Annotated in this window: 20 protein-coding genes; 8 read left to right on the plus strand and 12 right to left on the minus strand. The window is 69.8% G+C overall.

Going from position 1 to position 24,959, the window contains the following annotated elements; all coding sequences use genetic code 11:
• Positions 1–269 precede the first annotated feature (269 nt).
• Both ACX80N_RS13325 and ACX80N_RS13330 read left to right on the plus strand, forming a co-directional pair.
• Entirely contained in the window at positions 270–794 is a 525-nt protein-coding gene (locus ACX80N_RS13325; protein ID WP_459339787.1) for a DUF421 domain-containing protein, read from the plus strand.
• Between the two features lie 24 nt (positions 795–818).
• Positions 819–1,535: a hypothetical protein gene (locus tag ACX80N_RS13330; protein ID WP_459339788.1), complete on the plus strand. Its 717-nt coding sequence runs from the start codon at positions 819–821 to the stop codon at positions 1,533–1,535.
• A 68-nt stretch (positions 1,536–1,603) separates the two neighbouring features.
• On the opposite strand, the gene ACX80N_RS13335 is transcribed toward ACX80N_RS13330, so the two are convergent.
• Both ACX80N_RS13335 and ACX80N_RS13340 read right to left on the minus strand, forming a co-directional pair.
• On the minus strand, positions 1,604–2,935 hold the full coding sequence (locus ACX80N_RS13335) for a DUF2254 domain-containing protein (RefSeq protein ID WP_459339789.1): 1,332 nt from the start codon (positions 2,933–2,935) through the stop codon (positions 1,604–1,606).
• Positions 2,936–3,113: 178 nt separating this feature from the next.
• On the minus strand, positions 3,114–4,874 hold the full coding sequence (locus tag ACX80N_RS13340) for a BCCT family transporter (RefSeq protein ID WP_459339790.1): 1,761 nt from the start codon (positions 4,872–4,874) through the stop codon (positions 3,114–3,116).
• Positions 4,875–5,246: 372 nt separating this feature from the next.
• Between ACX80N_RS13340 and ACX80N_RS13345 the strand changes: the two genes are divergently transcribed.
• Positions 5,247–6,446: an MFS transporter gene (locus ACX80N_RS13345; RefSeq protein WP_459339791.1), complete on the plus strand. Its 1,200-nt coding sequence runs from the start codon at positions 5,247–5,249 to the stop codon at positions 6,444–6,446.
• 34 nt (positions 6,447–6,480) lie between these two features.
• Here ACX80N_RS13345 and ACX80N_RS13350 read toward each other — a convergent pair whose 3' ends face one another.
• The 3 genes from ACX80N_RS13350 to ACX80N_RS13360 form a co-directional block, all read right to left on the minus strand.
• Positions 6,481–8,028: an arsenic transporter gene (locus tag ACX80N_RS13350; RefSeq protein WP_459339792.1), complete on the minus strand. Its 1,548-nt coding sequence runs from the start codon at positions 8,026–8,028 to the stop codon at positions 6,481–6,483.
• Positions 8,029–8,139: 111 nt separating this feature from the next.
• On the minus strand, positions 8,140–8,562 hold the full coding sequence (locus tag ACX80N_RS13355; protein WP_459339793.1) for an arsenate-mycothiol transferase ArsC: 423 nt from the start codon (positions 8,560–8,562) through the stop codon (positions 8,140–8,142).
• Between the two features lie 55 nt (positions 8,563–8,617).
• Complete coding sequence (locus ACX80N_RS13360; protein ID WP_459339794.1) at positions 8,618–8,980, minus strand: ArsR/SmtB family transcription factor; 363 nt, start codon at positions 8,978–8,980, stop codon at positions 8,618–8,620.
• A 175-nt stretch (positions 8,981–9,155) separates the two neighbouring features.
• Here ACX80N_RS13360 and ACX80N_RS13365 point away from each other — a divergent pair, with 175 nt between their 5' ends.
• Together ACX80N_RS13365 and ACX80N_RS13370 are read left to right on the plus strand one after the other, a co-directional pair.
• A complete protein-coding gene (locus ACX80N_RS13365; RefSeq protein ID WP_459339795.1) occupies positions 9,156–9,623 on the plus strand; it encodes an arsenate reductase ArsC in 468 nt (155 codons plus the stop codon).
• A 46-nt stretch (positions 9,624–9,669) separates the two neighbouring features.
• On the plus strand, positions 9,670–11,172 hold the full coding sequence (locus tag ACX80N_RS13370; RefSeq protein ID WP_459339796.1) for an NAD(P)-binding protein: 1,503 nt from the start codon (positions 9,670–9,672) through the stop codon (positions 11,170–11,172).
• A gap of 230 nt (positions 11,173–11,402) precedes the next feature.
• On the opposite strand, the gene ACX80N_RS13375 is transcribed toward ACX80N_RS13370, so the two are convergent.
• Genes ACX80N_RS13375 through ACX80N_RS13385 form a run of 3 tightly spaced genes read right to left on the minus strand, consistent with a single transcriptional unit; the run spans position 11,403 to position 13,875 of the window.
• The gene (locus ACX80N_RS13375; RefSeq protein ID WP_459339797.1) at positions 11,403–13,076 is read right to left on the minus strand and encodes a sensor histidine kinase; all 1,674 of its coding nucleotides are present in this window, start codon (positions 13,074–13,076) and stop codon (positions 11,403–11,405) included.
• A 30-nt stretch (positions 13,077–13,106) separates the two neighbouring features.
• A complete protein-coding gene (locus ACX80N_RS13380; protein ID WP_459339798.1) occupies positions 13,107–13,328 on the minus strand; it encodes an SCO4848 family membrane protein in 222 nt (73 codons plus the stop codon).
• A gap of 49 nt (positions 13,329–13,377) precedes the next feature.
• On the minus strand, positions 13,378–13,875 hold the full coding sequence (locus ACX80N_RS13385) for a DUF2505 domain-containing protein (RefSeq protein WP_459339799.1): 498 nt from the start codon (positions 13,873–13,875) through the stop codon (positions 13,378–13,380).
• Between the two features lie 257 nt (positions 13,876–14,132).
• On the opposite strand from ACX80N_RS13385, the gene mfd reads away from it, so the two are divergent.
• Positions 14,133–17,732: a transcription-repair coupling factor gene (mfd, locus tag ACX80N_RS13390; RefSeq protein ID WP_459339800.1), complete on the plus strand. Its 3,600-nt coding sequence runs from the start codon at positions 14,133–14,135 to the stop codon at positions 17,730–17,732.
• 118 nt (positions 17,733–17,850) lie between these two features.
• On the opposite strand, the gene ACX80N_RS13395 is transcribed toward mfd, so the two are convergent.
• The 4 genes from ACX80N_RS13395 to ACX80N_RS13410 form a co-directional block, all read right to left on the minus strand.
• Positions 17,851–18,138, minus strand: a complete 288-nt coding sequence (locus ACX80N_RS13395; protein WP_105031451.1) for a hypothetical protein — start codon at positions 18,136–18,138, stop codon at positions 17,851–17,853.
• A 35-nt stretch (positions 18,139–18,173) separates the two neighbouring features.
• Positions 18,174–18,854, minus strand: coding sequence for a deoxyribose-phosphate aldolase (deoC, locus tag ACX80N_RS13400; protein WP_459339801.1), 681 nt, complete (start codon positions 18,852–18,854; stop codon positions 18,174–18,176).
• A gap of 77 nt (positions 18,855–18,931) precedes the next feature.
• Positions 18,932–20,671, minus strand: coding sequence for a phospho-sugar mutase (locus tag ACX80N_RS13405; protein WP_459339802.1), 1,740 nt, complete (start codon positions 20,669–20,671; stop codon positions 18,932–18,934).
• Between the two features lie 127 nt (positions 20,672–20,798).
• Positions 20,799–21,599, minus strand: a complete 801-nt coding sequence (locus ACX80N_RS13410; protein WP_459339803.1) for a purine-nucleoside phosphorylase — start codon at positions 21,597–21,599, stop codon at positions 20,799–20,801.
• A gap of 191 nt (positions 21,600–21,790) precedes the next feature.
• On the opposite strand from ACX80N_RS13410, the gene ACX80N_RS13415 reads away from it, so the two are divergent.
• Together ACX80N_RS13415 and ACX80N_RS13420 are read left to right on the plus strand one after the other, a co-directional pair.
• Complete coding sequence (locus tag ACX80N_RS13415) at positions 21,791–23,191, plus strand: NAD(P)H-quinone dehydrogenase (RefSeq protein ID WP_105031455.1); 1,401 nt, start codon at positions 21,791–21,793, stop codon at positions 23,189–23,191.
• Between the two features lie 164 nt (positions 23,192–23,355).
• On the plus strand, positions 23,356–24,768 hold the full coding sequence (locus ACX80N_RS13420; protein WP_105031456.1) for an MFS transporter: 1,413 nt from the start codon (positions 23,356–23,358) through the stop codon (positions 24,766–24,768).
• Positions 24,769–24,959: the final 191 nt, after the last annotated feature.

The raw sequence follows: 24,959 nt of genomic DNA on the forward strand, positions 1-24,959 counted from the left end.
TTATTGATCCGTTCGACCGCCTGCGCTCCGCCGGCGACGTTCGTATCGCGGCGGATCCTCCCGCGAGTACCTCCAGGGCGTCATCCCGTTCTCGTGATCCGGCAGTACAGCGGGAAGCGCTGCAGCGTAGTGTCGAGGACAGCGTCCCGGGTCTTCCCGCGAATCCCATTGGAGGAGAACCACGATGATCAACGCCAGCACCACCGCCGCCGGTGGTCCACCGGGCCTCGCGGCCGACCCCACCCCGATCAAGCCCGGGGGCCACGACGATGTGGTTTGACTCGTGGGCGGACATCCTCCGGGTCCTCATCGTCGGGGCGGTGTCCTATGCCACGCTCGTAGGAGTCCTGCGGCTCTCCGGCAAGAGGACACTCAGCCAGCTCAACGCCTTCGACTTCATCATCACCGTCGCGCTGGGCTCGACCCTCGCAACCATCCTGCTCAGCTCCGACGTCGCATATGCCGAGGGATTCGCAGCCCTCGTACTCCTGGCCGGACTGCAATTCATCGTCGCCTGGGTATCCGCGCGCTGGCCCGGCGCGCGTAAGACGATCACCACAAGACCCACAGCGCTCGTCGTGGACGGGCAATTGCAGCACCACGAGCTCCGCCGCAACCGCCTTACCGAGTCCGAAGTCCACCAGGCGGTGCGCAGCACCGGCTCCGGGGATCTGTCCTCCGTCGCCGCCGTCGTGCTGGAAACCAACGGCAAACTCAGCGTCATCCCCGCCAAGACGCTGGGTAGTGGCTCCGCCATGAGTGGCATCATCGGGTACCCCGGCGACGATCGATGATGCAGTCTCGATGAACGGACGCTGATGGACCACCGACCGATCGGGCAGGACACGGGCCTGCGCCGCGCGGAGGCCGTGGCAGCCCGCCTGGACAAGCCGATGGGCATCCTGGGTGTCATCTTCCTGTTCGTGGTGCTCGGGCAGATCCTGGCCACCAGCACCGGCATGATCCTCTTCTTCACCGTGGTGGGGTGGGTGTTCTGGACGGTGTTCGTCGCGGAGTTCCTGCTGCGGGCCTACATCGCCGGGTTCAGTCGGACGTTCTGGAAGAAGAACTGGTGGCAGGTCATCTTCCTCCTGGTGCCGTTCCTGCGTTTCTTCCGCGCGCTGCAGGCGTTGCGTTTCGTCCGCGTGGCCCGCTTCGCACGCTTCGGCGGCATCGTCTCCGCGGGTGTGCGCGGCTCGCGGTCCGCCGGGCGGCTCCTGTCGAGCCGCATCGGGTGGCTGGCAGCCGTGACCGCGGTGGTCATTCTCGCCTCGAGCCAGCTGCTGTACGCCACCGGCACGCATGGATCCTACGCAGATGCCCTCTTCGAATCCGCGATGGCAACGATCACCGGCACCGGGCTCACCCCGACGACGCCCTTCGCCCGCATCCTGCAGGTACTGCTCGCCGTCTACTCCGTCGCCGTGTTCGCCACCCTCGCCAATTCGCTCGGAGCCTTCTTCCTCCGCGGAACCGATCCGCCCCGACCCCGCCCGGATCCATCGAGCCCGCCCACACCGTCCGAACACGGGTAGTTGCGGGCGGGTACGCCGGCACACACGCCCGAGTGCCCCGGCAGGGCACAGCCCTCAGGGCCGGCGGATCATCGGCCCGGTTCGACGCCGGCAAGCCTGTCCGAGAGGTCCTGCCGGATCACGGCGTCCAGGGGTGAGCCACCGACCGCCGTCCGGACGCGCCCGATCTGTGTCCGGAGCGGCGCCGTGAGGTGGGTCAGGGAGCCTGCACCGCTGGCGCTGATGGTGATCTCCGAGAGCAGGTCGATGGTCCGGCCGGCAGCCCGCGGGTCGGTGAACGCGTAGGTGACGAGCTGATCCATGACCAGTTCGAGGAGCTCTGTGAAGGTCGGGAGCGTGAGGTGCACCCGCGCGGTCCCGTCGCCGTCGCGGAGCGTTCGTGATCCCGTGCACCGCGCGGTGAGGGAGCAGAGGATCGCGGAGATATGGCTGATGGCATGGACAGCCGTGGTGGGGTCGTTCACCCCGGGGGAGAGTGCCTTGTCGGTCACATCGAGCAGTTGCTGCAGCCCGAAGGACGGGTCCTGGCTCGAGGTGCGCTCGAAACCGGTCCTGAAGGCCGCGAGGACCGCCTCGACGACTTCCGCGCTCCGATCGTCGTCGAGCGGAGCATCACTCGTGCTCCATACCCGTCCGATGGGTACGCCCTCCACCAACGAGGCCCCCGGGGCGACGTCGACGGAGACGACCACGCCATGCCGCGCAGCGCCGGCGGTGAGGGCTTCCTCATCGACCCGGGTGAGGAACCCCGAGCTCGGCGCCCGCAGCGGCACTCCTCCGATGCGGGGGAGCTCATTGCCGGCAGGCAGGGGTCCCTGCTGGGGATAGATCCGCTCCAGTGTGCGGTCCGTCTCGCGGTGGACGTCGCGCAGCATGGTCTCCACACGGATCTGCCGTGCCAGGTGAGCCAGGAACAGGACGAGGCCGACGACGCTCGCGATCGTGAGCAGGAACGCCGTGGTGACGGCGATTTCCGGGACGAAGCTCGCGCCGGCACTGCTCTCCACCCGGATGCTCCTCAGCACGGTCAGGGAGAAGACGAACGTCCCGAGGAACAGTGCGAGCGTGTTGTGGACGAACCGGTCCCGGGTGAAGGTGCGGAGCAGGCGCGGGGAGAACTGGCTGCTGGCCAGCTGAAGGGTCACGACCGTCAGGGAGAACGTCAGCGAGGTCACCGTGATGGTCGAACTCGCGATCGTCTCCAGCAGCGACCGTGCTGCCTCGGGCCCTCCACCGAAGAGAACACCCGACACCGCAACCGGCAGGCTGTCATCCAGGCGCTCGTCGAGGAACGGAAGGAACTGCCCGAGCATCAGCGCGACAACGACAGCAGCCAAGGGCACCGGCCACAGCTGGGCCTGAAGGGACTCCCGAACAGACCTCCCGTCCACGTGGCTCACCTGAATCGCCCTCCTCGTGCCTGTTCGGCCCTCATCTGCCGACCCGCATGATCATCCGCCCACTATCGTGCCGACCCAGGGGAAGAAACGGAAGGAGTTCTGACGCCCTGACGGATCAGACGCGATGGGGCGGGCCTTTCCTGCTCGTGCCCATTCCGCGGCGGGCATGGCCCGGGCGCTACCGCCGCGTGTCGGAGTCCCCCGGTGCATCCGTGGGTTCGTGCTCCAGGGAGTAGTCCGCCAGGTGCTCCTGGACCTGCCGTTCGACCTGGTCCGACATCGATTCGCTCACCTGGTCGCTGACGCGGTCCGCCATCGCTGCAGCGGCAGCCTTCCGCTGTGCAGCCTGCCATGCCCGGTGCTCACCGTGGAACGCCCTGGCGGTGGCGACGCACATGAGGAGCATGACGACGCTGAAGGGCAGGGCGGTCAGGATGGCCGCGGTCTGGATGGAGCCGAGCCCTGTGTCGCCCACGAGCAGCAGGGCGATGGCGACGAGCGCTGCGAGTGCAGCCCAGAAGACACGGATCCAGTTGCGCGGATCGGGGTCACCGCCCGTGGAGATCATGCTCATCACCAGGGCTCCCGAATCCGCCGAGGTGATGAAGAAGATGGCGATCAGGAGGATGGCTCCGATCAGCAGGGCCGGACCGCCGGGGAGGTCGCCGAGGAGGCCGAACAGCGCGTTCTCGGTGTCCACGGAGCCGTCCTCGGCGATCAGCCCACCCTGCCCGAAGATCTCCCGGTAGATCGCGGAGCCACCCATGACGGAGAACCACAGGAATCCGAGCGTGGTGGGAACGAGGAGGACACCGGCGACGAACTCGCGGACCGTCCGCCCCTTCGAGATGCGGGCGATGAAGATGCCGACGAACGGCGCCCAGGACATCCACCAGCCCCAGTAGAAGGTGGTCCAGGACGCCTGCCACGCCTCACCCTCCGCTCCCGAGAACGCCAGCGTGTTGAACGTGAGGCCGATGACGTTCTGCAGGTAGTTGCCGATCGACTGGACGAACTCGCGGAGGAGGAACAGGGTGGGTCCGGCGACGAGCACCACGAGCAGCAGCACCGCGGCCAGCACCAGGTTGATGTTGGAGAGCCACTTCATCCCCTTCCCGACACCGGAGATGACCGACACGATGGTCAGCGAGGTGATGCAGAGGATCAGTCCCACCTGCGTCGCCTCGGTGGCCGCGAGGATGTTGGCGCTGTCGAGGCCGGAGGAGATCTGGAGGACGCCGAGTCCGAGGGACGTCGCGACTCCGAAGAGGGTCCCGACGAGTGCGACGACGTCGATCGCGTGACCCCAGCCGCCCCTGACGCGATCGCCGAGGAGCGGTTCGAGGGTCCAGCGGATGGAGATGGGCCGGCCGCGGCGGTGGACGGCGTAGGCGATGGAGATACCTACCACCACGTAGATGCTCCAGGCGTGGAGTCCCCAGTGGAGGAAGGTCTGCGTGATGGCCTGCTGCCCCAACTGGATGTCGGAACCGGTGGTTCCGGGACGAGGGCTCGCGAAGTGGTTCAGCGGCTCGGCCACGCCCCAGAACACCAGGCCGATCCCCATGCCGGCTGCGAAGAGGAGCGCGAACCAGGACATCGTGGAGAACTCGGGTCTGTCGTCGTCGCTGCCCAGGCGGATGTCGCCGTAGCGGCTGAATCCCACCCAGAGGGAGAACGCGACGAAGAAGGCCACGAGTGCCACGTAGTACCAGCCGAACGCGCCGATGACATTCTCCTGGATACCCGCGAACAGGGCGGATGCCGTATCGGGCGCGATGATGGCGAAAGCGACGAAGAGCACGATCAGCGCCGACGCAGGGACGAAAACCGGCAGCGCCAGGCGTGCCTTCCCTGCGGTGGTCGTGCCCGCTGCCCTGCTCGGACGCTGGGGCGGGCTGGTGGAAGCCCCTTCCCGTGGCTTGCTGCTCACGATCATGCTCCTTCTGACGTGTGTGGGCGATCCCGGTCATGCGTCATCCAGCACCGGGATCGCATCCGGGCCGCCATCCAGCGTAGCGAGCGGCTGTCCGCCAGGAGGAGTGCGCAGGGGCGTCGGTACCCGTCCGGGCACTGTGCAGACCCGTCCCCATCCGGCACCCGACCCCGTGATCCGTTGCCACGGCGGGGCTTCCGGGGGGCCCCGGCCGGGCAGGCCGGCCGGGCGCAGATGTGCGCGAATCGTTATGTGAACGCTCTGCTGCGCGGGCGCGGACAGCTCGGAACGGCGATGGCGGCCGTCATGCTCCGACGACGCACCGCGCACGGCTGTGATGGCGAAAGGCGCCGCGGGTAACCCTAGGGTTGTCGGGTGAGCGATGTAGAGCGGGACCGGCCGCGTGGGGGACTGGCGGCCATGTGCGCCGCCCAGACCACGAGCTGGGGTCTGCTCTACTACTCGTTGCCGGTGGCCCTGGTCCCGATCAGCCGGGACACCGGATGGTCCGTGCCGGCGATGACGGCTGCGTTCTCGGCCGGTCTGATCGTCTCCGCGTTCGCCGGTGTGCGGGTGGGCCGCACGCTCGACCGGACCGGGCCACGGCTCGTGATGACTCTCGGCAGCGTCATCGGCGTCGTGGCGTTGCTCCTGGTGGGTACTGCCCCGACCTTCGCGGTCTTCGCAGCCGCGTGGCTGGTCGCGGGGTTCGGGCAGGCCGCGGTGTTCTACCAGCCGGCGTTCGTGGTCATCACGCGCTGGTACGGGCCGCACCGGGTGCGGGCCCTGACGACGCTGACGCTGGTGGCGGGCTTCGCGTCGACGATCTTCGCGCCGCTCACCGCCGCCCTGATCGATGCCCTCGGGTGGCGCACCGCCTACCTCGTCCTGGCGGGCGTCCTGGGCGTGGTGACGATCCCGCTGCACTGGTTCTTCCTCAATGCGCACTGGTCCTCCGCACCCGCCTCAAACGCCGGGGCCGAGCCCCCGCAGGACGCGCGGGCGGTGTCGCGGAGCCGGCCGTTCCGTCTGCTGCAGGTCACGATGGCCCTCTCGACGCTCGCCCTGTTCGCGGTGACCTTCAACCTGATCGCCCTGTTCCTCGAGCGGGGGCTGAGTTACGGGAGCGCCGCGGTGGCCTTCGGCCTGATCGGGGTCGGGCAGGTGATCGGCCGGCTCGCCTACTCGGCCCTGCCCGCGGAGACGCCCGCCGTGACGCGGACCGTGGTGCTCACCGCCGCCGGGGCGGCCTCCGTCTGGGCGCTGGCCCTGATCCCCGGACCTGCAGCACTGCTCGTCGTCGTGGCAGTGATGGCGGGGATGGTGCGGGGCTGCAACACGCTCCTGCAGGCCACCGCGGTGGCGGACCGCTGGGGGACACGCGATCACGGGAGCCTCCAGGGCGTCTTCGCCGCGCCGGTCACCATCGTCGGGGCGCTGGCTCCCGCTGCGGGCCCGGCCCTGGCGTCCCTGCTCGGAGGGTATCCGGCCATGGCGGCAGCAATGGCCGTGCTCGCCACGATCGGCGTCGTCACCGCGTCGCGCACAGGTCCAGCCCGGCATCCGCCTGGTTGAGGGCTCCCTCCCGGTCCGTCCCCGAGAGCGGTGGTCAGACGCCGACGACGGCGAGCCAGCCGGCGAGGGCGACGAGGGTGACGAGGAGCACGGGGATGGTGAGGACGATGCCCGTGCGGAAGTACCGGCCCCAGCCGATGTGGATGCCCTTGCGGTCCAGGACGTGGAGCCAGAGAAGGGTCGCAAGGCTGCCGATCGGGGTGATCTTCGGACCGAGGTCGGAGCCGATGACGTTCGCGTAGATCATCGCTTCCTGCGTCAACCCGGCGGCACCGGCTGCACCGATGGCGAGAGAGGCGATCAGGACGGTGGGCATGTTGTTCATCAGGGACGCGAGGACCGCGACGATCACGCCGACGCCGAGAGCCGTGACGAGGACCCCGTTGGTGCTGATGGAGGAGAAGACGCCAGCGAGTTCGTCGGTCAGGCCCTGGTTCCGCAGCCCGTAGACGACCAGGTACATGCCGATGGAGAACAGGACGATCTGCCAGGGGGCTTCCTTGAGGATCCGCGGGACGGAGATTGTGCCCGGCAGTGCGCCTGACGCACTGACAGCCGCCGCTCCGCCGCCGACGACTGCTTCATCATCGCGGCTGGTCCCGCCGGCAGCGTGAGCGACCGGGGGAGTGCTTCCGGCCGTCGATCGGTGAGCCGCCCCGACGCTCTCGAGATCGAGCTCCTCAGCCCGGCCCGCGACCCCCGCCTCGCGAACGCCCGCTGCCTGAGCGGCTCCTGTGCGGAGTGATGCGCTGGCCGATGGGCGGGGGAAGAAGAAGGCGGGTTGGCGGGAGGCGACCAGCATGAGGACGACGGCGCCTAGACCGGCGACGGCCGAGAGAGGAATGTGCAGTGGTTCGGCGGCGAAGTACCCGATGAGCAGGACCCCGAGGACGACCCACCCGGTCCTGAAGGTCAGGGGATCCGCGATCGCCGACCCGGGGGTGGCGAGGACGGTGACGTCGTAGTGGCGGGGGATGACCTTGCGGAAATACAGGAACAGGACGCCGAGGCTCGCGGCGACCGACACGATCCCGACGGGGACCATGACGACCGCGTACCGGGCGAAGCCGATGTCGAAGAAGTCCGCGGTCACGATGTTCACGAGATTCGACACCACCAGGGGCAGGCTCCCGGCGTCGGCGATGAACCCGCAGGCGATCACGAACGCCAGCGACGCCCTGGCCGGGAACTTCAGGGCCAGGAGCATCTGGATGACGATCGGGGTGAGGATCAGCGCCGCCCCGTCGTTCGCGAAAACCGCGGCGATCACTGCCCCCAGCAGGACGATCAGGGTGAACAGCAACCGCCCGTTGCCCCGGCCCCATCGTGCGACGTGCAGGGCCGCCCATGTGAAGAACCCGGACTCGTCCAGGATCAGGGAGATGATCACGATCGCCACGAACGCGAAGGTCGCGTTCCAGACGATGTCCCACACGGTCGGGATGTCGGACAGGCTGACCACGGTGGTGAGCAGGGCCAGGGCGGCTCCGCTCAGCGCGGACCAGCCGATGCCGAGGCCCCTGGGCTGCCAGATGACCAGGGTCAGGGTGGCGAGGAAGATCAGGACAGCGACCACAGTCATGGTGGTAGGACTCCTTACAGGAGGAACACCCGTGAGGAGCTCACGGAAGAGAGAGGACAGGGGAGAGCTGAAAGTCGTCCCGGCGTCCGGGGCTGTGGCCGACCGGACGCGTTACGGGGTGGTGAGCGTTGCGTGGAGGGCGGTGACCCGGTCGAGGATGTCATCACGGACGAGGCGCATGCGTTCGATCCCGTCGATGCCGCGCTCACTGGGCTCGTCGGTCTCCCAGCGCTCGTACCGGGTCCCGTCGACCTCCTCGACCTGCGCCTCGGCCCCGAGGATCACGACGACGTCCGCAGTTCGCTGGTCCTCGACGGTGATCTGACGGGGGACGTTCCGGCTGATGTCGACCCCCACCTCGGCCAGGACCTCGGCGGAGAGACCGTTCACCGCGGAACCCGGCTTCGAGCCGGCCGACGCCGTCACCACGGAATCGCCGGCGATCTTGTGCATGAGGCCCGCCGCCATCTGGGACTTGCCCCCGTTCTTCACACAGACGAACAGGACGGAGGGCTTGTCGGCCTTGTAAGTCACAGGGATGCTCGATTCTTCGTAGCGGGCAGGCGTGTGAGCAGGAGGCGGGGGTGCGTCACCGGGCTTCGGTGAGCACGCCCGCGAGGGAGTCCAGGGCGCCGGGCACGATGGAGAAGTACGCCCAGACACCGCGCTTCTCGCGGTGCAGGATCCCGGCGTCGACGAGGACCTTCAGATGGTGGGACACGGTGGGCTGCCCCAGGTTCAAGGGCTCGGTGAGGTCGCACACGCACGCCTCGTTGTCGGCACTGGAGGAGATCAGGGAGACCAGGCGCAACCGGTTCGGGTCCGCGATCGCCTTGAACTGCTTGGACAGCTCCTCGGCCCGCTCGGCGCTCATCGCCGGCGCCCCGGACGGCACACAGCAGGGGCCCTCATCGACCGGGTCCGCGGTTCGGGGCTCGGAGATCGTCGTCATGCACCCAGCATACCCATGCATTGACAATCATCGATGTATTTCTGCATACTCGACATCGAAGCCAGTCGATCTCTCGCGAGAGCTGCGCAGGCGAGGTGCCGGCGAGCTGATCGACCCCAACCCATCACCCTGCCTGGCCGGATCTCCGGAACGGGGCGAGGACCGAAGGATCACCATGACCACCGAACGTGCAGCCGTAGCGACCACCGATCGGAAGAAGCCCTCGGTCCTGTTCGTCTGCGTCCACAACGCGGGCCGCTCCCAGATGGCTGCGGCGTACCTGCAGCATCTCTCCGAGGGACGTATCGAGGTCCTGTCGGCCGGGTCGCAGCCCGCCGACCAGGTCAACCCTGCCGCGGTCGAGGCGATGAAGGAGGAGGGCATCGACATCACGGCCGAGACCCCGAAGATCCTCACCCCTGAGGCCGTGAAGGCCTCCGACATCGTCGTCACCATGGGCTGCGGGGACGAGTGCCCGTACTTCCCGGGCAAGCGGTACGAGGACTGGGTGCTCGAGGACCCGGCCGGCAAGGGCGTCGAGTCGGTCCGTCCCATCCGCGACGAGATCAGGGGTCGCATCCAGCAGCTCATCACGGAGCTCCTGCCCGCCGCTGCGGGAACGACGGGCACGACGACGGCGTAGGTTCCTCCGGGATATCTACGCCACCGCTGCCACCGAGGGACTACACATGACCGACACCATCGCCCCCCATGCCACCACCGGTTCCACTGGAGCCGGCCCCACTGGTCGGTTCACCGATCTTCCGGTCGCCGTCATCGGGGCCGGCCCGATCGGCCTGTCCGCGGCGGCGAACCTCCTCGAACGCGGTCTGACCCCGATCGTGTTCGAGCAGGGCGAGAGCGTCGGGGCGGCGATCCGGCAGTGGGCGCACATCCGCCTGTTCTCGCCCTGGCAGTACGACATCGATCCTGCAGCCCGCCGGCTCCTCCAGCCCACCGGCTGGACCGAGCCCCGCCGGACCGCCCTCCCGTACGGGCGTGAAATGGTCGAGTCCTACCTCGAGCCCCTCGCAGCGATCCCGGCCATCGCCGGGACGCTGCATCTCAGGAGCACCGTCACCGCGGTCACCCGGCTCGGCATGGACAAGACCCGCACGAAGGGCCGCGACTCCACGCCGTTCCTGGTGCGTGTCACCTCACCCGAGGGCACCGCCGATCACCTCGTGCGTGCCGTCATCGACGCCTCCGGCACCTGGGGCCGGCCCAACCCCCTCGGTCAGGCCGGACTGCCGGCCACCGGCGAGGGGACCGTCGCAGACCTGATCACCTCCGCGCTACCCGACGTCGTCGGCACCGAACGGGAACGTTTCGCCGGCAGGACGGTCCTGGTGGTCGGGGCCGGCCACTCGGCCGCGAACACGCTGATCAACCTCGGCCAGGTCGCGAAGAACGAACCCGGCACCAGGATCCTGTGGGCGGTCCGTGGCAGCGGCTCGGCGCAGCGCCTGTACGGCGGCGGGGACCTCGACGGCCTGCCTGCCCGCGGAGCCCTCGGCAGCCGGCTCCGCACGCTGGTCGACGACGGCGTCGTCGAGCTGGTGACACACTTCACCATCACCACCCTCGAGAGCACCGGGCCGCGCCTGTCCGTGACGGCATCGACGCCGGACGGTCCCCGGACCGTCGAGGTCGACGTCCTCGTCCCCGCCACCGGGTTCCGACCGGACCTCGACATGCTGCGCGAACTCAGGCTGGAGCTCGACCCGGCCGTCGAGGCGCCGCGGGCCCTCGGACCCCTGATCGACCCGGAATTCCACTCCTGCGGGACCGTTCCGGCGCACGGAGCGGACGTCCTCGCCCACCCGGAGAAGGACTTCTACCTCGTCGGCATGAAGTCCTACGGGCGGGCGCCGACCTTCCTGCTCGCCACCGGATACGAGCAGGTCCGTTCCGTCACCGCGGCGATCGCCGGCGACACGGAGGCAGCATCCCGCCTGCAGCTCGAGCTCCCCGGGACAGGTGTCTGCAGCACCGACCTCGGCGGTTCCTGCGACACCTCCACCGCGTGGTCGCCCGCCTCTGGGACAGCCGGGACGGCCTGCGGAACCGGTGCAGCCACCGGCATTGCTGCCGCTACCGACGCCGATGGCGGGTGCTGCCCCGCACCGCAGCTCGTCACGCTCGGCCTTCCCACCGGAACCGTGGGGCGCTCCGGCGACTCCGACCACTGACCTCACCGCCATCGTCACCATCCGCCGACGCCGGCGACCACCCCGTCAGCGTTGCCGGAGACCCACTGGCGGTGACGCTGCAGAACCCTTGGACCTGTGAAGGCCCCGGCCGGGTGCCGGGGCCTCCCCTCAGGCGCGGACCGTTGCCGCGGTGGCGGAGGATGTGACGGCGGGATGGTCGGGGACGGCGATGCTGCGCCCCGCCGTCGCGGACTCTCCAGCTCGGTCCGTCAGCGGCCGTCCTGCGGGATCAGGATCGTGAAGCAGGACCCCTTGCCGCGTTCGCTCGTGACGCTGATCGATCCGCGGTGCTCGCTGACGATGGTCTTGGTGATCAGCAGTCCCAGCCCCACACCCGGCACCGACGACGTGCGGACCGACGGCGAGCGGAAGAAGCGGTCGAAGATCCGGTGGAGGTCCTCCTCCTCGATCCCGATGCCCGTGTCCTCGATCTCGACGACCAGGCCGTCCTCGCCCTGGCAGGCGTCGAGCGTGACGCTCCCGCCTCGCCGGTTGTACTTGACGGCGTTCGTGAGCAGGTTGTCCACGGCCTGCGCCAGGCGGACCGGGTCCACCACGGCGGGCAGGGACCGCGGCGCACGGTTCACGAGCCGCAGGCCGGCGCGGGCCGCCCGCACGGAGCCCGACGACGTCGCCTCGGCGAGGATCCTGCCCACATCGGTGGGAACGGGGTTGACCTGGAACGAGCCGGCGTTGATGGCGAGCAGGTCCTCGACGAGCTGCTCGAGCCGCACCGCGTTGCGTCGTGCCACCTCGAGGTGGGAGGACGCGACCCCGGGCAGATCGTCGATCTCCAGGGTCAGTTCGATGTATCCCAGGATGGACGTGAGAGGGGTCCGGAACTCGTGGGAGACATTGGACAGGAAGTCGTCCTTGGCCTGCAGCGCCAGGACCAGCTCGGTGACGTCGTGGAAGGACACCACCGTTCCGGCGAAGCTGCCGTCGTCGTCGTGCATGGAGGACGAGGAGATGCTGAGGGCGCGCTGGGATCGGCCGGTGCCGACCCACACCTGCTCGTCCTCGAGCTCCTCACCCAGGATCGCCCGTCTGACCGGCCGTACCTCCGGCGGGACGGGGGTGATCCTGTCCTCACCGAAGACCAGCAGGTCGGCCTCGCTCGGATCGTCGTTGCCGGACGGAGCCGCCGCGGCGTGGACGTCGCGCTGCCGGGCGTTCATGAGGATGTCATGGCCGTCGGCGTCGACGGCCAGGAGCCCCACGCTGACGGTGTCGAGGACCGTGCCGAGCAGGCGCTCGCGGGCCCGGCCGGCGGCGACGCTCTCACGCAGCGCGGCCTGGGAGGCTCTCAGGGCCTCCTGCCGCTGACGGCTCTCCTTGGTGAGCGCGTTGACGAACCATGCGAGCCCCGCGAGCATGAAGGGCAGCAGGATGGGGTCGATCAGGGCGTCGACCGTCACCGGCGTGTCGCCGAGCGCGAGCGGGATCCAGATGATCGCCAGCGACGCCACAGCGGTGACGGCGACGGCAGTGACCGTCCGCAGCCGGGAAGCGGCGATCCAGACCACGGGGAACGCGGCCAGGAGGCCCATGCCCGGGATGCTCTCGCCCGCGGCCGCGCGGGAGAGTCCGATCGCGGCGAAGTCCACCAGCGGCACGAGGATGACCCACCGCGTGGGGATGCGCTGCCACGGGAGCACACAGCACAGCGCCAGGACCAGGAGGTTGGCGGCCCAGCCGGCGAGGAAGACGCGCACCGAGATGAGCTCGTCCGCCTCGACCAGGCCGTGCAGCACGGTGAGGGTGAACGTGACCGTGAGGGCGAGTTCGCTGAGGATGATGCGCCGACGGTGCTGTGACCGCCGTGCGCCTCGACCTGTCTCCACCAGGCTTCCGGCCTCCGGTGCCCCTCCGCGGTCCGCCATGGTGAGATCCTAGTGCCCGGCTTCAGCCCCTCAGGCGAGGAGGGCGCGCACACCGATGACGGCGGTCGCCGCGCCGAGGATCATCGACGTCGAGATCAGCATGACGTGCACCGTGAGGAAACGCGTGGCTGCGCCCTTCTCATCGCGCGCCCGCGGGTCCTTCAGGACGCGGCGCAGGAAGGGCGGCCAGACGATCAGCGTCCAGACGCCGGCGAGAATCAGGATGAGGGCGAGGGGCGTGGGCAGTTGCATTGCGGGGGTGTCTTCCGATCGGTGTTCCTATGAGGCGGACGGCGTGCCGTCAGTGGCTCTCGAGCCACTTCCGCGCCTCGACGGCCTGCACGCTGAGCGCCTTGCCGATCATCGGCTCCGCGGCACCTGCGATCTTGCCGCCCAGGAACGGGATGGAGGACGTGACCGTGCCCTGGAGGTCGATCACGGTGTCGGTGCCCTGAGCGACCAGCCGCTGGACGGCCGAGACGTTCAGGGGGACGCCGGCGACGGTCATCTCCAGGGAGGCGGCGCGGGAGCCGTCCGCAGCGGGCGCCTCCCAGTGCTCGGTCTGCGTGACCGAGAGGGTCTCGCCGACGAACTTGCGGGCCATGTCCGGGAGCCGATCCGTGGGCATGGTGCGGACGGCGGTGAGCGTGAACGCGCCAGCGGTGTCGCCGTCGACCGTGAGCGACTCCAGTGCGCCGCCGACGTACTCGCTCATGTGACGCACGAAGCCCTCGTCGGTGAAGACGCCGAGCACGGTGTGGGTGTCGTAGGGGAGCGTGGTGGACGCGTTCAGTGCCATGGTTCCTCCGGGAAGTCGGCGCGCATGCCGCAGGAGCGGCAGCAGGGGGTCTCCCGGTAATCCTACGGCCTGACCCCTCCCGGCCCGCGTCCCGTCCGGCCGTCGGGAAAGCGTCAGGGCCCCTTGGTAATGTGGGGACGTCCCGGGAACGATTCGTCTTTCCGGGCTTTCGTGCTGTCTCCGCCTCGCTGCCGCCGTGCTTCCGCCGGGCGACGGGTCGGGGACGGAGGAACCCACGCCTGAGGAGTCCCGAACAGATGAGCCTTAACGGATTGCGCGCGGCGCTGGCCGAGGACGCGTCCTACGCACGCGTGAGGACCAATGCGTCGCGGTCGGTGGAGCAGCGCAGCGGGGACCTGGAGATCGGCGCGCCCGCCGGCCTGCGTGCACCGCTGATCGCCGAGATGGTGGACGGTCTCGCGGAATCCGGGCTCGCATCCGACAGCGCCGGTGCGGTGCCCGTGGTGCTGGCCATCACGGCCACCGGACGCGAGGCGGAGGATCTCGCCTCGGCCCTGCGCAGCTACCTGCCCGAGAGCGCCATCGAGGAGTTCCCCAGCTGGGAGACGCTGCCCCACGAGCGACTGTCGCCGCGCTCCGACACCGTAGGCCGCCGCCTCTCGGTCCTCCGCCGGCTCGCCCACCCGGAGGGGAACCCGGTCAAGGTCATCACGGCGCCCGTCCGCGCCGTCGTGCAGCCCCTGGTCGCCGGACTCGGCGATCTCGAGCCGGTGGCCCTGAAGGTCGGCGACGAGGTGGCGTTCTCCGACGTCGTGAAGGCGCTCGCCGACGCCGCGTACGCCCGTGTGGACATGGTGACGCACCGCGGCGAGTTCGCGGTGCGAGGCGGCATCATCGACGTCTTCCCGCCCACCGAGGACCACCCGATCCGCGTGGACTTCTTCGGTGACGAGGTGGACCAGATGCGCTGGTTCGCCGTCGCCGACCAGCGCTCGCTCACCACCGGGGAGCCGCCCGCGGCCCTCTACGCTCCGCCGTGCCGCGAGATCCTCATTACGCCATCGGTCATGTCCCGGGCGGCGAGGCTGCAGTCCGAGCTGCCGGCCGCGGCGTCCATGCTGGAGAAGATCGCCGGCGGGATCACCGTCGAGGGCATGGAATCCCTCGCTCCCGTGCTCGTGGACGCCATGGTGCCGTTCGCCGGTGAGCTGCCGCCCGGGTCGATCGCCGTCGTGATCGAACCCGAGAAGGTCCGCGCCCGCGCCCACGACCTCGCCGCCACGAACGAGGAGTTCCTCGCGGCCGCCTGGTCGACGGCGTCCGAGGGCGGCGCGGCGCCGCTGGACCTCGGCGGGAGCCTGGGCACGGACCTCCAGGAGGCGAGCTTCCGCTCGCTCGCCGACACCCGCTCCACGGCCCTGGCCAACTCCGTGGCCTGGTGGGGCATCACCAGCTTCGGTGCCGACGAGGAGCTGACCGACGTGGACAGCTTCACCCTCCACGCGCGGGAACCGCGCGGCTACCAGGGCGACGTCGCCGAGATGATGGACTTCATCGGCGGACGCGTGCGTGACCAGTGGCGCGTGGTCGTCGCCACCGAGGGTCCCGGCCCGGCCCAGCGCCTCGCCGAGCTCTTCCACGACAACGACATCCCCGCCAGCCGCGTCGACTCGCTCGAGGGCGCGCCGCAGGCCGGCATCATCGAGATCACGACCGCGTGCGCCGGCCGCGGGTTCGTGCTCGACGGTCTGAAGATCGGGCTGCTCACCGAGGCCGACCTGCTGGGCCGCACGAGTGCCGCAGGCACCCGCGACATGCGCAAGATGCCCTCCCGCCGCCGCAACGCCGTCGACCCCCTGCAGCTGAAGGAGGGCGACTTCGTGGTGCACGAGCAGCACGGTGTGGCGAAGTTCGTCGAGCTGATGCAGCGCTCCACCGGCGCCGGGCCCACCCGCACCACGCGTGAGTACCTGGTGCTGGAGTACGCGCCGTCCAAGCGCGGCGCCCCCGGCGACCGCCTGTTCGTGCCCACCGACCAGCTCGACCAGGTGACCCGCTACGTGGGCGGTGACGCACCGGCGCTCAGCAAGATGGGCGGCTCGGACTGGAGCAAGACCAAGAACCAGGCCCGCAAGGCGGTCAAGGAGATCGCCGGCGAGCTGATCCGCCTCTACTCCGCGCGCATGGCCTCCCGCGGCCACGCCTTCGGACCGGACACGCCCTGGCAGCGCGAGCTCGAGGAGGCGTTCCCGTACGTCGAGACGCCCGACCAGCTGACCACCATCAACGAGGTCAAGGCCGACATGGAGCGCGAGGTGCCCATGGACCGCCTCGTCTCGGGCGACGTCGGGTACGGCAAGACGGAGATCGCGGTCCGGGCCGCCTTCAAGGCCGTGCAGGACGGCAAGCAGGTGGCCGTCCTCGTGCCGACCACGCTGCTGGTGCAGCAGCACTTCGAGACGTTCTCCGAGCGCTTCTCGGGCTTCCCGGTCAGGGTCCGGGCGCTGTCGCGGTTCCAGACCGCGAAGGAGTCCCGGGAGACGGCCGAGGGGCTCACCTCCGGCGCCGTCGACGTGGTGATCGGCACGCACCGCCTGCTGTCGAAGGAGATCGCGTTCAAGGACCTCGGGCTCGTGATCGTCGACGAGGAGCAGCGTTTCGGCGTGGAGCACAAGGAGGCGCTGAAGAAGATGCGCACCAACGTGGACGTCCTCGCGATGAGCGCCACGCCCATCCCGCGCACCCTGGAGATGTCGCTGACCGGAATCCGTGAGACCTCCACGCTGGCCACGCCGCCGGAGGAGCGCCACCCCGTGCTCACGTACGTGGGCCCGTACACGGACAAGCAGGCGTCCGCCGCGATCCGCCGCGAGCTGATGCGCGAGGGCCAGGTGTTCTTCGTGCACAACCGGGTCTCGTCCATCGACCGGACCGCCGCGCACCTCAAGGAGCTGGTGCCCGAGGCGCGCGTCGCCGTCGCGCACGGCCAGATGACGGAGTCGCGCCTGGAGCAGATCATCGTCGACTTCTGGGAGAAGCGGTTCGACGTCCTGGTCTGCACCACGATCATCGAGACCGGTCTGGACATCTCCAACGCGAACACGCTGATCGTGGACCGCGCCGACTCCTACGGCCTGTCGCAGCTGCACCAGCTGCGCGGCCGCGTGGGTCGCGGGCGGGAGCGGGCGTACTCCTACTTCCTGTACCCGTCGGAGAAGCCGCTGGGCGAGGTGGCCCTCGAGAGACTGAAGGCCGTGGCGTCCCACAACGAACTGGGCGCCGGCATGCAGCTGGCCATGAAGGACCTCGAGATCCGTGGGGCGGGCAACCTGCTCGGCGGCGAGCAGTCCGGCCACATCCAGGGCGTCGGGTTCGACCTCTACATCCGCCTCGTCGGCGAGGCCGTCGCCACCTTCCGCGGCGAGGCCGAGGAGAAGGCGGCGGAGATGAAGATCGAGCTGCCGGTCAACGCCCACCTGCCGCACGACTACGTGCCGGGGGAGCGGCTGCGCCTCGAGGCGTACCGCAAGCTGGCCGCCGCCGTCACCGACGAGGCGATCGACGCCGTCGTCGCCGAGCTCGAGGACCGCTACGGTGAGCCGCCGGCCGCGGTGGAGAACCTCATCGCCGTCGCGCGCTTCCGGGTGAGCGCCCGGGCGCTGGGCCTGACCGACGTGGCGCTGCAGGGCAACTTCATCAAGTTCGCCCCGGCCGAGCTGCCGGAGTCCAGGCAGATGCGGCTCACGCGCATGTACCCGGGGGCCGCGGTGAAGCCGGCGCTCAACGCGGTGCTCGTGCCGAAGCCGAAGACCGCGCGGATCGGCGGTCGGGACCTCGTGGACGCCGAGATCCTGGGCTGGGCGAAGGACGTGCTGGAGGCGGTGTTCACGCCGTAGCGCCTGCACGGGTGCACCGGCCGGCTCCTGGCGGTGTCGGCGCGGAGCACCCGTGGGCGGAAACAGAAGAGGCCGTCCCCGCGGGGACGGCCTCTTCTGAATGTCCGGACGGGTACGGTCAGGAACTGACGCCCGCTGACGTCTCCTTCTCCTGCGTCTGCTTGCCCTCGGCCAGGTTGTAGCCGGTGTCGGCGCGGCCGAGGATGCCCTGCGGGACGAAGAACGCGATGAAGGCGAGCACGATGATCGCGGCCATCGGCCAGATGTTGTCGGCCGTGAACCAGGTCATCAGGTACATCCCGAGCAGGAACAGGCCGAACATGATCGCGAACACCAGGATGTTCCCGACGAGGTGGCCCTTGCCGGCGTGGGCGGGCGGGCCTCCGGCGTTGACTTCGTGTGACATGTCGGTCTCCTTGCGTGCGGGTGTCTGCTGCGCCGTCAGTAGCCTGCGGCGCCCTGTTCACCCTTAACGATAGCGACTCCCGAGCTCGCCCCGATACGCGTTGCTCCGGCGTCGATCATCGCGCGGGCACCCTCGAGCGAACGGACGCCGCCGGAGGCCTTCACGCCCAGGTCCGGGCCGACCGTCTTCCGCATGAGCGCAACGTCCTGAACCGTCGCGCCGCCGCCGTTGAAGCCGGTGGAGGTCTTCACGAAGTCCGCCCCTGCCTCGACGGCGGCTTGGCACGCAAGCACTTTCTGCTCGTCCGTGAGCAGCGCGGTCTCGATGATGACCTTCAGGATGGCACCCTGCTCGTGCACGGCGTCGGCCACGGCGAGGATGTCCGCGACGAGCGCGTCCTTCTCCCCGGCACGGGCGGCGGCCACGTCGATGACCATGTCGATCTCGTCGGCACCGTCGGCCACCGCGCCGCGGGCCTCGAAGACCTTCGACTCGGTGGTCGTGGCACCGAGGGGGAAGCCGATCACCGAGCACGTGAGGACACCGGTGTCCTTCACGGCCGTGCGGACGGTGCTGACCCAGAGCGGATTGACGCAGACGGACTTGAAGGAGTACTCGACCGCCTCGCTGCAGACGGTGAGGATCTGCTCACGGCTGGCGTCGGGCTTCAGGAGTGTGTGGTCGATGTAGGAGGCGAGGGAGACGTCGTTAGGCATGCTCCCATCCTTCCATGTCGCCCGGGGCCGGGGCGCCCTGACTCCCTGTCAGGCACGCCGCGGCATCGGGGACCGGGTCAGAGGCCGAGCGCCTCCGCGACATCGCGCTTCACAGCGTCGAGCCGTGCCCGCGCCGACTCCTTGGCGCCCTCGAGCTCGGCAGCGGATCCGACGGGCTCCACCACCTCGAGGTAGCACTTGAGCTTCGGCTCGGTGCCGCTCGGGCGGATGATCACCCGCGTCTCGTTCTGCGTCAGGTACAGGAGCCCGTCCGTGGGCGGCAGGAGCGCCGAACCCTCGGCGAGATCCTCGGCGACGCCCACGGGGGAGTCGGCGAACGACGACGGCGGGTTCTCCCGCAGCCTGTTCATCATGGCGCCGAGCAGTCCGAGGCTGCCGACGCGCACCGAGAGCTGGTCGGCGGCGTGCAGGCCGTGGACCAGGAAGGCGTCGTCGAGCAGGTCGAAGAGCGTGCGTCCCGAGGCCTTGGTGGCGGCTGCGAGCTCGGCCAGCAGCAGGCCGGCGGAGATGCCGTCCTTGTCCCGCACGAGTCCCGGGGCCACGCAGTACCCGAGGGCCTCCTCGTAGCCGAAGGCGAGGTCGTGGACGCGGGCGATCCACTTGAACCCGGTCAGCGTCTGGACGTGGTCGATCCCGGCGCCGGCCGCGATCCGCCCCAGGAGGCGGGAGGACACGATCGAGTTCGCGAAGACGCCGCTGCGGGCCGCCTCGGGGCCTCCGTCCCGCGTCGCCGAGGTGCGGCGGGACACCAGGTGCAGGCCGAGGAGCGTGCCCGTCTCGTCGCCGCGCAGCATGCGCCAGGTGCCCGTGGAGGGTTCGCGGGCCGCGAGTGCCACGCGGTCGGCGTCGGGGTCGTTGGCGATCACGAGGTCCGCGCCGACCTCCTCGGCGGTCTCCAACGCGAGGTCCAGTGCACCGGGCTCCTCCGGGTTGGGGAAGGCGACGGTGGGGAAGTCGGGATCGGGCTCGGCCTGCCGTTCGACGACGACGACGTCGTCGAACCCTGCCGCCGCGAGGACGGCCTGCGCCGTGTGCCCGCCCACGCCGTGCAGGGGGGTGAGGACGATCCTGAGGTCGCGGTCCCGGAAGGACGGATCGGCGAGGGTGGCGACGGAGGCCACGTAGTCGGTCTCGATGGACTCCGGCAGGACCGTCCAGCCGCCGGCCGCGAAGTCGATGTCGCCGACGGCGGCGATGTGCGCGGCGATGCCGGCGTCGTGGGGTGCCACGATCTGGACGCCGCGTGCGTCCTCCTCCACGGCCCGCCCGCCGAGATACACCTTGTAACCGTTGTCCTGCGGCGGGTTGTGGCTCGCGGTGACCATGACGCCGACCTCGCAGTCGAGGGCGCGGATGGCGTAGGCGAGGACCGGCGTCGGGAGCTCGCGCGGCATCAGGAACGTCTCGATGCCGGCGGCCGTGAAGATCGCGGCGGTCTCCTCGGCGAAGATCCGCGAGTTGTGCCGTGCGTCGAAACCGACCACCGCACGCGGCGCGTAGGCGCCGGCCGCGAGGTCGAGCGCGTGGGCGGCGACGCCCGCTGCGGCACGGCGGACGACCACGCGGTTCATGCGGTTGGGGCCGGCCCCGAGGGCCGCGCGCAGCCCGGCCGTACCGAACGCGAGCGGTCCCGCGAAACGGTCGCGCAGTTCCTGCTCGGACGCCGCCGCCGTCGCGTCACCGGACCGCACGTGCCCGATCAGGGTGCGGAGCTCCTCCGCCGTCTGCGGATCAGGATCCGCCGATGCCCAGGCATCGGCGGTGGCGAGCAGGGTGTCCAGTTCCGAGGTGGTCATGCGGGTCCCTTACGTGGGTCTGCGGGTCTGTCCCACGGGCGGCGGCCGGACTGCGACGGCGCCGACGCGCGGCAGGTGGCGGGTGCCGGGAGGTCGGGGGCGGGGTGAGCGGCGGGCGGGTGCCCGATCAGATGGCGGCGACGATGTCGGCCAGCAGGCGCGAGATGCGCGGCCCTGCCGCCTGACCGGCCTCGATGACCTCGGCGTGGCTGAGCGGTACCGGGCTAATCCCGGCGGCGAGGTTCGTGACGAGCGAGATGCCGAAGACCTCCATCCCGGCGTGGCGGGCGGCGATGGCCTCGAGCGCGGTGGACATCCCCACGAGGTCGGCGCCGATCCGCTTGGCGTACTGCACCTCCGCGGGGGTCTCGTAGTGCGGGCCGGTGAACTGCGCGTAGACGCCCTCCTCGAGGGTCGGGTCCACCGTGCGGGCGAGGTCACGGAGGCGCGAGGAGTAGAGGTCCGTCAGGTCCACGAACGTCGCGCCCTCGAGCGGGGAGGACGCCGTGAGGTTGATGTGGTCGCTGATGAGCACCGGAGTGCCGGGCTGCCAGTGCTCCTTGAGGCCACCGCAGCCGTTGGTGAGGATCATCGTCGTCGCGCCGGCGGCTGCCGCAGTACGCACGCCGTGGACCACGGCCCGGACACCCTTGCCCTCGTAGAAGTGCGTGCGCGCGCCGAGCACGAGGGCACGCTTGCCGTTGGGCGTGAGCACGGAGCGGATGGTCCCGGTATGGCCGACGACGGCGGGGGCCGAGAACCCGGGGATGTCCGCGGCGTCGAGGGTGTGCGTGGTCTCGCCGATCAGGTCGGCCGCCTCACCCCAGCCGGAGCCGAGGACGAGGGCGGTGTCGTGCCGGTCGATGCCGGTCGCGCGGGCGATGGAGCCGGCAGCGTCGCGGGCCAGGTCAAAGGGATCTGAAGTCACCGCTCCAACTTACCCTCTGCGCAAACGGCCGGACCACCGGGCCGGCGGCTGGCTACGGGGCCCTGATCGGCCGCGCGACCGGCAGTCGCCCGCCGTCGCGGACCTCCCGGTACCCGGCCCGGTGGCCCCGGCCGCACGTCCCGGCTCGTCGCCGTGCGGGGCGTGTCGGTGGCATGGGCGATAATCGGACGGTGACGAACCAACTCGACTTCAGTTCACTGCGTCTGGCGATCCTGGGCGGCGGGCCCGGCGGGTACGAAGCGGCCATGGTCGCGGCCTCGCTCGGCGCGAAGGTCACCATCGTGGAGCGCAAGGGCCTCGGCGGCTCGGCGGTCCTCACCGACGTCGTGCCGTCCAAGACCCTCATCGCCACGGCGGACACCATGACGCGCTTCACGGACGCGAGCGGACTCGGCGTGCACTTCTCCGCCGACAGCGCCGTCTATGCCGACCTCGACAAGGTCAACCAGCGACTGCTGAAGCTCGCACTCGAGCAGTCCTCGGACATCCGCGCCACCCTGGAGCGCCTCGGGGTGCAGGTCCTCATTGGCACCGGGAAGCTGCTGGACGACCACCGGCTCGAGGTCGAGGCCGACGGCGGGACCACCGTCGTGGAGGCCGACGCCGTCCTGCTCGCCGTCGGATCGACGCCGCGCGAACTGCCCAGCGCCATGCCCGACGGCGAACGCATCTTCAACTGGACGCAGCTCTACAACCTCCGCGAGATCCCCGAGCACCTGATCGTCGTCGGCTCCGGCGTCACCGGCGCCGAGTTCGCGAGCGCCTACAACGGACTCGGCTCGAAGGTCACGCTCATCTCCAGCCGCGACCGCGTGCTTCCCGGCGAGGACGCCGACGCCGCCGAGGTGCTCGAGAGCGTGTTCAAGAACCGCGGCATGACCGTGCTGTCCCGGTCGCGCGCCAACGCCGTGGACCGCACCGACACCGGCGTGATCGTGACCCTCGGTGACGGCAGCACGATCGAGGGCAGCCACTGCCTCGTCGCGGTCGGCGCCGTCCCCAACACCGCAGGGATCGGCCTCGAGGAAGCCGGCGTGGCCCTCAACGAGTCCGGCCACATCCAGGTGGACGGCGTCTCGCGCACCACGGCGCCCAACGTCTACGCCGCGGGGGACTGCACGGGCGTGTTCGCCCTCGCCTCGGTGGCCGCGATGCAGGGCCGCATCGCCATCGCGCACCTCATGGGCGACTCCGTCAGCCCCATCAAGCTCAAGCAGGTGGCCTCCAACATCTTCACCTCCCCGGAGATCGCCACGGTGGGCGTGACGGAGGAGGACATCGCGTCGGGCCGGTACCAGGGCGACGTCGTGAAACTCTCCCTGCACACCAACGCCCGGGCGAAGATGATGAACGTCAAGGACGGCTTCGTGAAGGTGATCTCGCGCAAGGGCTCCGGCACGGTGATCGGCGGCGTCGTCGTCGGGCCCCGCGCCTCCGAGCTGATCTTCCCCCTCGCGCTCGCGGTGACCAAGAAGCTGCACGTCGACGACGTCGCCAACACCTTCACCGTGTACCCGTCGCTGACCGGGTCCATCTCCGAGGCGGCGCGGCGCCTGCACGTCCGGCTCTGACGCTCTCCTGATCCGGGGCCGGTTCCCCGCGTCCAGCATGTGGACACGTTTATCCACGGGTTGGACGGCGGTGATCGAATATCTGGATCAACTGACGCGCGGGCGCCGTGCCGTGAGGTCCTGTGCACCTCGCGGCGGCGCCCCGTTATGAGAAAGCCGCAGCCATGACCTCCTCTACCTCCGCTGGTGCCAGCGGCACCACGAAACCGCTGAACTCGCGGGGGAAGGTGATCTTCGCCAGCCTCATCGGGACCACGATCGAGTTCTACGACTTCTACATCTACGCCACCGCCGCCGTGCTGGTGTTCCCGGCGCTGTTCTTCCCGAACCAGACCTCCGCGAACCAGCTCCTGAGCTCGTTCGCCGTCTTCGGCGTCGCCTTCGTGGCCCGTCCGCTCGGGTCGATCGTCTTCGGGCACTTCGGTGACAAGATCGGCCGCAAGGCCACCCTCGTGGCATCACTGCTGACCATGGGTATCGCAACGTTCCTCATCGGACTGCTGCCCGCCGCCACGAATCCGGGCTGGGTGTTCCTGGCGCCGCTGCTGCTCGTGGTGCTGCGGTTCCTCCAGGGCCTCGCGCTCGGCGGTGAGTGGAGCGGTGCCGCCCTGCTCGCCACCGAGAACGCGCCCGAGGGCAAGCGCGCCATCTTCGGCACGTTCCCGCAGCTCGGGGCGCCGATCGGGTTCATCCTCGCGAACCTGCTGTTCGTCCTGCTGAGCACCGCGCTCAGCCCCGAGGAGTTCCTCGAGTGGGGCTGGCGTGTGCCGTTCCTGCTGAGCGCCGTCATGGTGATCGTGGGCCTCTACGTCCGCCTGAAGCTGATCGAGAGCGCGTCCTTCCAGAAGGTCCAGCAGGAGGGCAAGGTCGTCAAGGTGCCGCTCGGCACCACGTTCCGCCTCCACTGGCGTGCGCTGATCCTCGGCACCTTCATCATGTTCGCCACCTACGTGCTGTTCTACTTCATGACGGCCTTCACGCTGACCTACGGGACGGCGCCGTCGAGCCTGGCACAGGCGCAGGCCAGGGCCGAGGCGGCCGGCAAGGAGTTCACTGCCGCGCAGGAGGCGGCGTTCGTGCCGGGCCTCGGCATGGCCCGGACGGACTTCCTCTGGATGCTGATCATCGGCGTCGTGTTCTTCGGCATCTTCACCATCGTCTCGGGCCCCCTCGCCGAGCGGTTCGGCCGTCGCAAGATGCTCCTCGCCACAACCGTGGGGATCGCCGTCTTCGGTCTGCTGTGGGCGCCGCTGTTCGGTGCAGGGACCGCCGGGGCGATGGCCCTGCTGATCATCGGATTCATCCTCATGGGACTCACCTTCGGCCCCATGGCCGCCGTGCTGCCCGAGCTGTTCCCCTCGAACGTCCGCTACACGGGCTCGGCCGTGGCCTACAACGTGTCGAGCATGATCGGTGCGGCACCCGCCTCCTTCATCGCGGTGGCCCTGTGGCAGGCAGCCGGCGGCAGTACCGTGCTGGTCGGTCTGTACCTCAGCGTCGCGGCCGTCCTCACGTTCATCGCGCTCTTCATCTCGAAGGAGACCCGCGACCGCGCGTACGAGGACAACGTCGCCTGATCCGCACGTCCAGTCCGACGGCGCCGCACTCACCCGGGTGCGGCGCCGTCGTCGTCTCCAGCGGCTGCACCTGCCGCCGTGTCCCGTCCGGTCCGTACGCCGCGGCCGGCTTCCCTCCCGCCCGTACACTGGAGAGCAAGGCGGCTAGGAGATCCCGGACTGCGCACGGGACCCGTGTGCCCGGAGCCGGC

The sequence above is a fragment of the Arthrobacter sp. MDT2-16 genome, from assembly GCF_054510925.1.

What these genes read in the sequence shown, in the direction of transcription:
- ACX80N_RS13325 (WP_459339787.1), top strand. Translation starts at nt 270, where the DNA reads ATGTGGTTTGACTCGTGGGCGGACATCCTCCGGGTCCTCATCGTCGGG.
- ACX80N_RS13330 (WP_459339788.1), top strand. Translation starts at nt 819, where the DNA reads ATGGACCACCGACCGATCGGGCAGGACACGGGCCTGCGCCGCGCGGAG.
- ACX80N_RS13340 (WP_459339790.1), bottom strand. Translation starts at nt 4,874, where the DNA reads ATGATCGTGAGCAGCAAGCCACGGGAAGGGGCTTCCACCAGCCCGCCC.
- ACX80N_RS13350 (WP_459339792.1), bottom strand. Translation starts at nt 8,028, where the DNA reads ATGACTGTGGTCGCTGTCCTGATCTTCCTCGCCACCCTGACCCTGGTC.
- ACX80N_RS13360 (WP_459339794.1), bottom strand. Translation starts at nt 8,980, where the DNA reads ATGACGACGATCTCCGAGCCCCGAACCGCGGACCCGGTCGATGAGGGC.
- ACX80N_RS13365 (WP_459339795.1), top strand. Translation starts at nt 9,156, where the DNA reads ATGACCACCGAACGTGCAGCCGTAGCGACCACCGATCGGAAGAAGCCC.
- ACX80N_RS13370 (WP_459339796.1), top strand. Translation starts at nt 9,670, where the DNA reads ATGACCGACACCATCGCCCCCCATGCCACCACCGGTTCCACTGGAGCC.
- ACX80N_RS13375 (WP_459339797.1), bottom strand. Translation starts at nt 13,076, where the DNA reads ATGGCGGACCGCGGAGGGGCACCGGAGGCCGGAAGCCTGGTGGAGACA.
- ACX80N_RS13380 (WP_459339798.1), bottom strand. Translation starts at nt 13,328, where the DNA reads ATGCAACTGCCCACGCCCCTCGCCCTCATCCTGATTCTCGCCGGCGTC.
- ACX80N_RS13385 (WP_459339799.1), bottom strand. Translation starts at nt 13,875, where the DNA reads ATGGCACTGAACGCGTCCACCACGCTCCCCTACGACACCCACACCGTG.
- mfd (WP_459339800.1), top strand. Translation starts at nt 14,133, where the DNA reads ATGAGCCTTAACGGATTGCGCGCGGCGCTGGCCGAGGACGCGTCCTAC.
- ACX80N_RS13395 (WP_105031451.1), bottom strand. Translation starts at nt 18,138, where the DNA reads ATGTCACACGAAGTCAACGCCGGAGGCCCGCCCGCCCACGCCGGCAAG.
- deoC (WP_459339801.1), bottom strand. Translation starts at nt 18,854, where the DNA reads ATGCCTAACGACGTCTCCCTCGCCTCCTACATCGACCACACACTCCTG.
- ACX80N_RS13405 (WP_459339802.1), bottom strand. Translation starts at nt 20,671, where the DNA reads ATGACCACCTCGGAACTGGACACCCTGCTCGCCACCGCCGATGCCTGG.
- ACX80N_RS13420 (WP_105031456.1), top strand. Translation starts at nt 23,356, where the DNA reads ATGACCTCCTCTACCTCCGCTGGTGCCAGCGGCACCACGAAACCGCTG.